The organism is Actinosynnema sp. CS-041913 (assembly GCF_050942485.1).
Taxonomy (GTDB): Bacteria; Actinomycetota; Actinomycetes; order Mycobacteriales; family Pseudonocardiaceae; genus Actinosynnema.
This window is the reverse complement of sequence record NZ_CP192037.1, coordinates 5,675,321-5,685,317: the sequence shown is the minus strand read 5'-3', so window position 1 is coordinate 5,685,317 and position 9,997 is coordinate 5,675,321. Positions and strand designations below refer to the sequence as shown.

The window sequence follows — 9,997 nt, the reverse complement described above, 5'->3', positions numbered from 1 at the left end:
GAATGCTCCGGTATTGCTTCCGCCGCACGCCGCCTTGACCGTTACCACGAACCGATCCCGGTCAAGGCGGCGCTGAACTTCGAAAACCGTCGGCCTGCTCAGCGGGACGGCGACGTCCTGACGTGCACCCCCCGTTCGGCGAGGTAGGTCAGCCACCGCCGCGCCGTGTCGGGGTCGTCGGTGGCACGGTGCAGCCCCGCGGCCGTGCGCCCCTCCAGCACGTCGAGGACGGCGCGCGCGAGCGGCGTCGACACCGTGCGGGCCATCGCGCTGTCCGAGTCGTCCCCGGTCACGTCGAGCACGTGCTCGCCGGCCCAGGACTCGCCACTGTCGGCCTCGACGCGCAACGCGACCGCGAGCACCACGCGGTCGCGGTCCTCGTCCGTGGTGGGGTACTTGCGGGCCAGTTCCCCGGCCAATTCCGTGACCTGGTCGTCGTCACCGTCGCGCAGGACCTCGAACACCGGCGCCCACGCCGTGCTCCAGCCGGCCGGCCGCAGGGTGCCGCGGATGAACGAGTCCGCCCGCCACGCCGGCGGCACCCGGTACTGCGCCAGGTACGGCACGCTGTCGCGGTTGGGGTAGACCTCGAACTCCTCGCCGTGCAGCACGTGCGGCCGGACCGCCTCCCACGGCCGTTCGACCAGCCGCTCCTCCCCACCCTCCACGTACCGGGCCGGGCTGCGCAGCGCGGTCAGCACGCTGCGCGGGGCCCAGCTAAAGCGGTAGCGGAACTCGTTGAGCACCGCCGGGATGCCGCCGCAGTAGGAGGTGAACCCGATCGTCGCGGGCGTGTCGGGGCCGATCGCCGCACCGGCGCGGTCCACCAGGTCGTGCGCCAGCAGGTGGTCCAGGCCGGGGTCCAGCCCCGTCTCCACCAGCACGACCGACCCCCGGTCGGCGGCGGGGACGGACAAGACCTCCAACTCGTCGGACAGGTAGCTGGAGCAGACGAAGTGCGCGCCCGCGTCGAGGCACACCCGCAGCACGTCGGCGTGCAGCGGCGCGGGCAGCATGGAAACGACCAGGTCACCGGGCTCCACCTGCTCCGCCAGGGCGGCCGGCCCGAGCCCGCGCGTCTCCGCCCGCCCGGACAACCCCAGCCGGGCCAGGCACTGTTCGGCGCGTTCCGCGGTGCGCCCCCACAGCACCACCGACGCCGCGTCGCACAGCAGCCGCAGACCGCTGCCGGTGGACAGCCCGGTGCCGATCCAGTGCACCCGCCCGGTGGCGGCCCTCGCCTCAGCCACGGCCGATCACCCCGGTGTCCGCCGACGCCTCGACGGCGGTGTGGAAGAACCCGGCGCACTGACGCCATTGCGGCGCGTCCGTGCCCAGGGTGAGCAGGTGCGGTAGCAGATCACGGGAGAAGTCCACGCTCGCCTCGACCGCCAGCAGCGAGGGCAGGTTGTCGATGGCGATGACGTCCAGCGGCGGGGAGCCGGTGCCCAGCCGCCGGACGGGGTGCTCCCAACTGGTCGTGTGGTCGTAGACCGGCAGCAGGTTGTAGGGGCCGCCCACGTCGCAGCTCACGTCGCCGACGACCGACAGCCGGCGCGCCGGGTCCGCCAGATCGGCGGGCCTCAGCAGCGGTTCCGCCGGACCGGTGGACAGCGCCGCGTTGACCAGCACGTCGTGCCCCAGCAAAGCGGCCCGGTCCAGTTCGCGCGTCTCGGCCAGGTCCCAGCAGGTCGGCGCGATGCCCGCGACCTCCAGCGCCGCCCGCGCGCCGCGACCGCTGCGGCCGAGCGCGCCCACCACGAGGACTTCGGGGAGGTCGCCGCCCGAGACCTGCCGCAGCGCCTCGTCCAGCCCGTCCCGCGACATCGGCCGCAGCGGCGGCGACAGCAGGCCGCCGTGGTGGAGCACGGCCAGCGCCGCGCCCAGGTAACCCGCCCAGAACCCGAACGCGGCCAGCCGCCTCCCGTGCTCGTCCACGAGGTACTCCAGGTCCAGCAGCGTTCCGCCGCCGGCGGTGAACCGGCGCAGAAGCTGCTCCGCGCCGGGCTGTCCTTTGTAGACGTGTCCGAAGAACACATGCCGGTGCGCCAACGCGGCGGGCTGGTCGGGAAGCTCCTTCAGCCCGATCACGAAGGTGTCCGGTGGCGCGTCCACCCAGCTACCCGCCGTGACGATGCGGCAGCCGGCTTCGGCGTAGTCCTCGATGGGGAACACCCGCTGCGGCGAGTCCTCGACGGTGACGGCGCATCCTGCGGCCACCAGCGCCCGTGCGTCGTCGGGCACGATCGGTGCCCGCTGTTCGGTAGTCCTGGTTTCGCCGCGTATCCAGACGTGGATCTTCACCAGTACTGGTTACAAGTCTGTATGCAGGCCGTCAAGTGGAGCCGCCGAGCACCACCCGTAAAGCCGCCGGAGCGGGACCGGTGGCGTGCGCGGCCGGCGTCGGGCGCCCGACGAGGACGCCCCGACCGTTTCCGCACGTCGCCCTGTTCACCGCAGGTCCTCGGTCACCGGTGGCGACGACCACCGGATGAACGACTCGAACTGGTCGTCGCTCTTCACGCCGCGGATGCGGTCCGCGATCCGCTGGCTGCGCCAGGCGATCAGGCTCAGGTTCGGGTCCGCCAACCCCCGTTGCACCCGTGCGCCGTTCTGCACGAACACGTGGTGCTCGGGTGGGCCGTCCCACACCACGGCGAAGTTGTGGTCCAGCTTGAACTCCGCACCCTCGCGCTCCAGCCGGTCCGCGATGGGCGCCAGGAAGTCCAGCCCTGCCGGGCGGAACCCGGTCGCCCACACCACGACGTCCACCGTCGTGCGCTCGGCGGGTCGCGCGGCGCCGTTCGGCCGCACGGTCAGCTCCCACCCCGCGCCGTCGCCGGCCCGCGCCACCCCGGTGACCGCACGGTCGGGCCACAGCACGACCTGGTCCTCGTCGGCGTGGACGAACCGGCGCAGGTAGATCCGCTGGTAGATCTCGCGGACGGTGTCGAGCGAGATGCCGTCGCTGAGCAGCACCTGCTCGGCGGTGAACGCCTCCCGCTCCGACCTGTCCAGGCCGAAGAAGTGATCGGAGTAGCCGGGCGTGAAGTAGTCGTTGCTGAACGGCGAGTCGTCGATCGGCAGGTAGTTGCGCCGCCGCGAGATCCAGGTGATGCGGCCGGGCCGCTCGCCGTCCGGCCGCGCGAGCAGGTCCAGGAACGCCTCGGCGCCGGACTGCCCGCCCCCGACCACCGCCACCCGCGCGCCGCCCAGGTCCCGCGCCCGCTCGACGTACTCGCTGACGTGGAACTGGGTGGGCCCGAGCAGCGACCGGGCCTGTTCGGGCACCCACGGACCGTTGCCGACGCCGATGACGACGTGGTCGGCGGTGACGGTCCGCTTGGTGGTGCGCACGACGAACCGGTCGGTGAACCCGACCGACCGCACCTCCTCGCCGAAGGCGATGTTCTCGTTGCGCTCGCTCGCCCACCGCAGGTAGTCGCGGAACTCCCGCCGGGGCACCGCGCCGAACTGGGCGTTGATGAAGTGGTAGATCCGGCCGCGGTCGTGCAGGTAGGACAGGAACGAGAAGCTGTTGGTCGGGTCGGCGAGCGTCACCAGGTCCTTGAACAGCGACACCTGGAGCGAGGCCCCGGGTATCTGCTGCCCGTCGTGCCAGGTGAACTGCTCCTTGCGCTCCAGGAAGAGGTTCGGCACGTCGTCCTTGCCGTGCAGGAGCGATGCCAGGCTCAGGTTCGCCGGTCCCACACCGATCCCGACGCAGCGGTAGTGCCGCGCGGGCTCGTCCGCGGCCGAGAGGTGCGTTCCGTCCGCACCCACCGGGTTGTTCCCCATCGGTCACTCCTCCCAACCCCGTCCGGTGTGGACGGGTGCGACCGTGCACCGTCACCTGGCTGTCCACAATGGACGGACCGCCTGGGCGGGGTCGCACTGTCGGACAGATTCGCGTGAACGCGGGACTGGAGCGCGGTCGGCGTCCGTCCGGCACAAACGCGCGGTCGGCGAATTCGATGCAGTCCAATTCCGGTCCCCCTGGGGAGCGCACCGACTTCGCAGACCGGACAGGCACGCGTGTGGCGCACGGGTCGTGTGGCCCGTGCGTGTCGTGTACTGGGTCGTGAATCTTATCGGCGCTTCCGGGATAGCGTCTCGGCAATCCCCAAGCCCCTTGCGCCAAAGTCAGCTTAACCACAGGAGAAGGAGATGGTGAAGAGGCCGCCACCTGTATGGAGTAACAAACCGACAAAGGGCCTGCGGATACGCGGGCGGTGCACAGGCTGTGCTGCCGGACTCGGCGCACTCGGCCTACGTGTGCTCCGAACGTGTGAAACAGCGTCTGCCGCGCTGCGCGTTGCGGGCGGCAGGACCTCACCGTCTTAGTCCAGTGCGAACGGAATTTTCCTGCTCTGCGTCTTGATTCCACGTGATCTGTACGCGATCCGTCGCCCGAGCCACCCGTGGTGGGGGAGATGTGTCGCAGACCGATACTTGAAGGCCCTAACAGTCGACTGTATGTTCGACCGCGGGGCTGCGAGACATCGCAGAAAATAGGGGGCTCAGTGGTGGCTTGGTCACCTGTCCAGCCGGTGCGGCGGATCTGTCGGTATTCAACTGGGGTCGGGTCGTTATAGCGCTGGTCGCACCACGGAATTTCCGGGCATTGTGCCCGAATGCGACTCCGGGTCGGCGGCGTGTCGAGGTCCGGATGACGTAACCGCTCGACCGGCCGCCGCAAGCCGCCGGCCCCCGAGCGGGTCGGACCGCGTCCCGCCGGACCGCCGGAGCCCGCGCCGACCTCGCCCACCAGCCCTTCTCCACCACGGCCAACCGCTTGTCGCACACCGGAGGTGCCACTCCATGAAGGAATCGACCGACCGTCTCAAGAAGCTCCTCGCCGACGACGCCGAGGCCGACCTCGTGCACGCCGAACTGGAGCCGGACGGCGCCTACCAGCTCCGGCCGACCACCGTCGCCGCCCTGTCCGACGAGGTGTCGCGGACGCTGGCACGCGGGTTCACCGGCCGGTCGCCGCGGGACTTCCCCCTGCTCGTCGTGGCCTGGGGCAAGTGCCGGGTCGGGTCCACGGCGCTGACCAACCTGTTCGGCGTGGCCGGCATCCCGGCCTACTACCAACCGGTCAAGACGATCGCGCGGCACGTCATGGTCGGCGGCAGCGGGGCGCCCTGGGCGCTGCCCGACGGCCAGGAAGTGTTGTTCGCCAAGGAGATGGCCGGGCCGTACGTCCACTACGAGACGCTGTTCGACCCGATCGGGTGCCTGCTCGACGCGGGGTGGCCGAAGGAGCGCCTGCACCTGCTGGTGCTCGACCGCGAACCGGTGGCGTCGCTGAACTCGTGGCTGGTGAAGTGGCAGGGGAAGATCGGCCGCCGCCGGGTGCGGGACAACTTCGAGCTGTCGACGCTGAACTACCCCCGGATCCGTGCGCGCGCACGCGCCGCGGGCGTCCCGGTCACGCACTTCGCCTACGAGGCCAGCCGGCAGCCCGCGGACGCGGTGCGCCGGCTGTTCGAGCGGCTGGGCGTGGCGGACCGGTACGAGGACACGGTGGTGACCGGCTGGGGCAGTCGCGGCGACCTCAACTCGGAGGCGGCGACCGTCATCTACCCCGACGAGCCCGAGCCCTACCACGTGCCCGGACTGCACTCGTCCGGCGACGGCTACAGCTACCGGCGGACCAGCGAGGTCGCCCTGACCGCCGAGGACGAGGAGTTGGCCCGCGCGGACCACATCGACGGGATCTACCGGACCTCGGTGCTGGCCTGCGCCCGTGACCTCGGCATCGACGACCTCACCCGGTTGAGCGCACCGCGATGAGGCCCGCTCTGTGGGCGCGGTCGCCCACAGTGGGGTTGCTCGCCGGCGCGACGCTGGTCAACTCCTTCGGCAACGGCTTGTTCATGGTCGCGTCACTGCTGTTCTTCACGCGCGTTGTCGGGCTGGAGCCCGTGGCGGTCGGGATCGCGCTGACCGTCGCGGAGTACGCGGGGTTGGCCACCGCCGTGCCGATCGGGCGCGCCGCGGACCGCTTCGGCGCGAAACCGGTGCTCCAGGCACTGCTGCTGGTCCAGGGCGGTGCGACCGCCTTGTTCCTGCTGCCAGACAGCGTCGGCTGGTTCGCCGCCACGGCGGTGGTGTACTCGATCGGGCAGAAAGCCGCGCGCGGCGTGAACAACGCGTTGATCGCCGACGTCGCGGGCCCGGACGACCGGACGGTCGTGCGCGCGCACCTGCGGGCGATGAACAACCTGGGGATGTCGTTGGGTGCGCTGGCCGCGGGGCTGGCGGTGGCCGCCGACAGCCGGGCCGCGTACTCGCTGCTGTTCGCCGTCGACGCGCTGACCTTCGTCGGCGCCGCGGTGTTCCTGGCGCGTGTCCGGTGGCGCCCGGCCGGCGCGACCGGTGCGCCGGCGCCGGGCCGGTCGGCGCTGCGGGATCCGTCGTACCTGCGGCTGACCGCGCTCAACGCCGTGGTGAGCCTGCACTACTCCGTGTTGATCATCGGCCTGCCGCTGTGGATCGCCGATCGCACGAGCGTCCCCGACTGGACGCTGTCGCCGCTGCTGGCGCTGAACACCGCGATGGTGGTGCTGCTCCAGGTCAGGGTGAGCCGGCGCATCACCTCGGTGCGGACGTCGGCCGCGTACCTCAAGCGTGCCGCGGGCCTGTTCCTGATCAGCGTCCCGGCGCTGGGGTGCGCGGCGCTCGGCTCGCCCGTGGTGGCGATCGTGTTGCTGGTGGCAGGTGTCGTCGTCCACACCATCGCCGAGATCTGGCACGCGGCTGCCGCGTTCGAGGCGAGCGTGGCGCGGGCCGTGCCCGGCCGACAGGGCGACTACCAGTCCGTGTTCGCCCTCGGGCAGGGGATCTCGGAGTCCCTGGCGCCCGCGCTGCTGGTGACGCTGGGCCTGGGGCTCGGCGTGCCCGGCTGGCTGCTGCTGGGCGCGGCGCTGGCGGCGGGCGCACTGCTGATGGCGGTGTCGCTGGACCCCCGAGGGAGGAAGGAGGAGGGAAATGTCGATCAGCCTGCACCACACGGCCGACCCTGACGGCGACGACCTGTGGCGGCGGCTGTGGGACGCCGACGCCGTCCAGCCGCCGTACTACCAGCCGGGGGAACTGCTCGCCGCCGCGCGGCACTTCCAGCCGGTGTACTACCTGCCCGGTCACCTGCGCTACGAGCAGTCCGGGGACCTACCGGTCGACCTGGCGCCCGAACGCCTCGTCGCGGTGGAGGACGGCCGGCCCGTCGCCGGGCTCGCGCTGACGGTGGAGCGGCACCGCGGCGGCACCCGGATCTCCTGCTACGGCAGACCGCTCTACCTCGTCCGCGATTCCACCGCGGGGGAGGACCGGGTGGCCGCCGCAGCCGGACTGCTGCACGGCAGGCTCGACGAGTTGGTGCGGCGCCACGGCGCGCCGGGGTACCACCTGCGCGACTTCCTGGCCCACGGCAGGTTGTCGCCGTTGAGCGAACGCGTGCTCCGTGACGGCGGACAAGCGGTTCCGTACTTCACCCAGGTGATCGACCTCCGGCAGAGCCCGGAGGCCATCCGCGCGGGACTGCGCGACAACCACCGGCGCATCCTGCGCAAGCGGACGCCCCAGTTGCGGATGCGGGTCGTCGGCCCGGACACCGTCCGGCCGGACCACGCGGACCTGATGGTGCGGCTGCACCGGATCATGCGTGGCAGCACGGTGCGCTCGGAGGCGTACTGGCGGGCCGTGGTCGAATCCGTTCGCCTCGGGGAGGGTTTCCTCGTGGTGGCCGAGGACGCCGAGCGCGAGGTCGCGGTCGCGCACTTCGCCACGTCGACCCGCATGTGCTTCTACTCCACCGCGGCGCACGACCCGGCGCACAAGGGCGCCGGGCTGAGCCACGTCCTGCTGTGGCGGGCGATCGAGCACGCCAAGGAGCTGGGCTGCGCCGGTTTCGAGGTGGGCGACCGGATCTACCCGGGACAGCACTCCTTCGTGCCTGAGAAGCTGCACGGCATCAGCCACTTCAAGGCCGGGTTCGGCAGTGCGGCCACGGTGCGGATGGACGTGCTGTCCGCCGCCGCGGAGCCGGATCCGCCGATGGACGGAGGACACCGCACCGATGACTGAACCCACCCTGCGTGACGCGCTCTCGCGGTTCGCACCCGCCGGGGAACCGTCCTCCGACGAGCGCGACCGCCGCCGTCAGCTCGCGGACTTCGTCCGATCCGTGGAAGCTCGGGTGTGGTCCGGGCCGGCATCGCAACTGGAACGGCTGCGGCGGACGCTCGGGTGGGACGACGAGTCGTTGCACGCCTTCATCGACACGCCGATGATCGTGCACAGTTCGACCCACGTGAGCATGAACGCGTTCGCGCCGATGATGACGTTCCCGTGGTTCTGCCTGCGCACCACGGAGTTCGGCCGAGGACCCCGCCCGGCGGTCCACCTCCGCACGCAGGTGACGCACAACAACCTCAGCGACAGCAGGTGGAAGCCCCACATTTGGTGGCGCGTCACGGCCGACCACCGTCCGACGCGGACGCGGTTGTTCAGCAGGGGGCCGAGGTTCGAGCACCAGATCCTGCTCGGACAACCGGTTCCGGACCTGCCGGACGACCTGTGCGACAGCGACGCGGAGGCCGTCGACCTCGCGCGGCACGCCACGAACTTCGCGTACTTCGCGATGGTCTACCGGATGGAGCTCGAACGCCGCGCCGGCCTGCACTCCCCGGGCGGCACGGTGGAAGTCCCGATCGACCTGGTGAACGCCTTCTCGCTGGCGGGTGGGGCCGCGCGGCGGTGGCAGCAGGCGATGCGTGCGATGGGCCTGGCGCTCAGGGGCGTCGACGCGGAGAACAAGCTGTACGAGGTGGCGGCCGACGACGTGGTGGTCGACCCCTCCGACGTGCGCTCCACGCTGATCTGCCCGAACTACCTCAACGTCGGGCAGGCCTACCGCCTGGGCGTCTCGGTGTCCATCGGCGCGGAGAAGATGTCGGCCTACCTGGCCGAGATGAACGGCGTCATCACGACGTTCGCGAAGCGGATCGGTGAGACCGTCGGCGTCCCGCAGTTCCTCGGCGTGTCCCGGTTCGACGTCGACCGGCTCGCCCTGCTGCCCGAACCGTGGTGGGAACGGCTCGGGCAGCAGGGCCGCTCGTCGCTGCCGCTCGTGGTGGCCCAGCACGGCCCGGCGCTGCCCGGCCTGCTCGACCGGGCGCTGGACGAACGCGTCGGCGAGACGGCCGACGTGATCACGTTGCTGGACCAGGGGGTTGGACATGGTGGTTGACACGGCGTTCGACAAGGGGGTCACGGTGTGGCTCACGGGCCTGCCCAGCGCGGGCAAGTCGTCGATCGCGCAGGAAGCCGGGAAAGTGCTGCTCCGCCGGGGCGTCCGCGTCCAGGTGCTGGACGGCGACGAGATCCGCGGGCACCTGTGCGCGGATCTCGGTTTCAGCCGGGCCGACCGCGACACGAACGTCCGCAGGGTCGGATTCGTGGCGGAACTGCTGGCACGGAACGGAATCGTGGTGCTCGTGCCCGTCATCGCGCCCTACCGGGACAGTCGTGCGGCGGTGCGGGCGCTCCACGAGGGCTCGGGCACCCCGTACGTGGAGGCGTTCGTGGACACCCCGCTCGCGTTGTGCGCGCAGCGGGACGTGAAGGGGCTCTACGCCCGCCAGCGCACGGGTCGGATGACCGGCCTTACCGGGGTGGACGACCCGTACGAGGCGCCGGAGCAGCCGGAGATCCGGATCACGACCGCGGATCGCGACGTGACCGGCTCCGCGCTCGACCTCGTGGTGGCGATCGGGCAGTTCATGGCAGGGCGAGTGGCCAGGAAGTTCGCACCGACCGGTACGCACCCGACCACCTGATCGGTGATGTCGCAAGGGTTGCCGCCACGGCGGCGGTGAGGACGTGGCGCGCACTGTTTGCGTGGTGAATAACGTTTGGGCCGGCGGGTGCTGTGAAGGTTTCGCCGCCGCCTGTTTTCAACATCTTTTGTGAAAAGCTGTGTGGGCCTTGC

At 71.2% G+C, this 9,997-nt stretch carries 8 protein-coding genes; 5 read left to right on the top strand and 3 right to left on the bottom strand.

Annotated elements, in window-relative coordinates; translation table 11 throughout:
* Nucleotides 1-98: 98 nt before the first annotated feature.
* The 3 genes from ACQPZF_RS25720 to ACQPZF_RS25710 form a co-directional block, all read right to left on the bottom strand.
* Nucleotides 99-1,250, bottom strand: coding sequence for a saccharopine dehydrogenase family protein (locus tag ACQPZF_RS25720; protein WP_433261028.1), 1,152 nt, complete (start codon nt 1,248-1,250; stop codon nt 99-101).
* Nucleotides 1,243-2,304 carry a saccharopine dehydrogenase gene (locus ACQPZF_RS25715; protein WP_433261026.1) on the bottom strand — a complete coding sequence of 354 codons (1,062 nt, stop codon included), beginning with the start codon at nt 2,302-2,304 and terminating at the stop codon, nt 1,243-1,245. The genes ACQPZF_RS25720 and ACQPZF_RS25715 overlap by 8 nt, the downstream gene beginning before the upstream one ends.
* A 147-nt stretch (nt 2,305-2,451) precedes the next feature.
* Complete coding sequence (locus tag ACQPZF_RS25710) at nt 2,452-3,798, bottom strand: lysine N(6)-hydroxylase/L-ornithine N(5)-oxygenase family protein (protein ID WP_433261024.1); 1,347 nt, start codon at nt 3,796-3,798, stop codon at nt 2,452-2,454.
* Between the two features lie 1,023 nt (nt 3,799-4,821).
* Between ACQPZF_RS25710 and ACQPZF_RS25705 the strand changes: the two genes are divergently transcribed.
* From ACQPZF_RS25705 to cysC, 5 genes are read left to right on the top strand one after another with little or no spacing between them, the layout of a single operon-like run.
* Complete coding sequence (locus ACQPZF_RS25705) at nt 4,822-5,799, top strand: hypothetical protein (RefSeq protein WP_433261022.1); 978 nt, start codon at nt 4,822-4,824, stop codon at nt 5,797-5,799.
* Nucleotides 5,796-7,031, top strand: coding sequence for an MFS transporter (locus ACQPZF_RS25700; RefSeq protein WP_433261020.1), 1,236 nt, complete (start codon nt 5,796-5,798; stop codon nt 7,029-7,031). Before ACQPZF_RS25705 ends, ACQPZF_RS25700 begins: the two co-directional genes overlap by 4 nt.
* Nucleotides 6,997-8,091 (top strand): GNAT family N-acetyltransferase, encoded by a 1,095-nt coding sequence (locus ACQPZF_RS25695; protein ID WP_433261018.1) that lies wholly within the window; start codon nt 6,997-6,999, stop codon nt 8,089-8,091. The genes ACQPZF_RS25700 and ACQPZF_RS25695 overlap by 35 nt, the downstream gene beginning before the upstream one ends.
* On the top strand, nt 8,084-9,256 hold the full coding sequence (locus ACQPZF_RS25690; RefSeq protein ID WP_433261016.1) for a hypothetical protein: 1,173 nt from the start codon (nt 8,084-8,086) through the stop codon (nt 9,254-9,256). The genes ACQPZF_RS25695 and ACQPZF_RS25690 overlap by 8 nt, the downstream gene beginning before the upstream one ends.
* Nucleotides 9,246-9,845 carry an adenylyl-sulfate kinase gene (gene cysC / locus ACQPZF_RS25685; RefSeq protein WP_433261014.1) on the top strand — a complete coding sequence of 200 codons (600 nt, stop codon included), beginning with the start codon at nt 9,246-9,248 and terminating at the stop codon, nt 9,843-9,845. Before ACQPZF_RS25690 ends, cysC begins: the two co-directional genes overlap by 11 nt.
* Nucleotides 9,846-9,997: the final 152 nt, after the last annotated feature.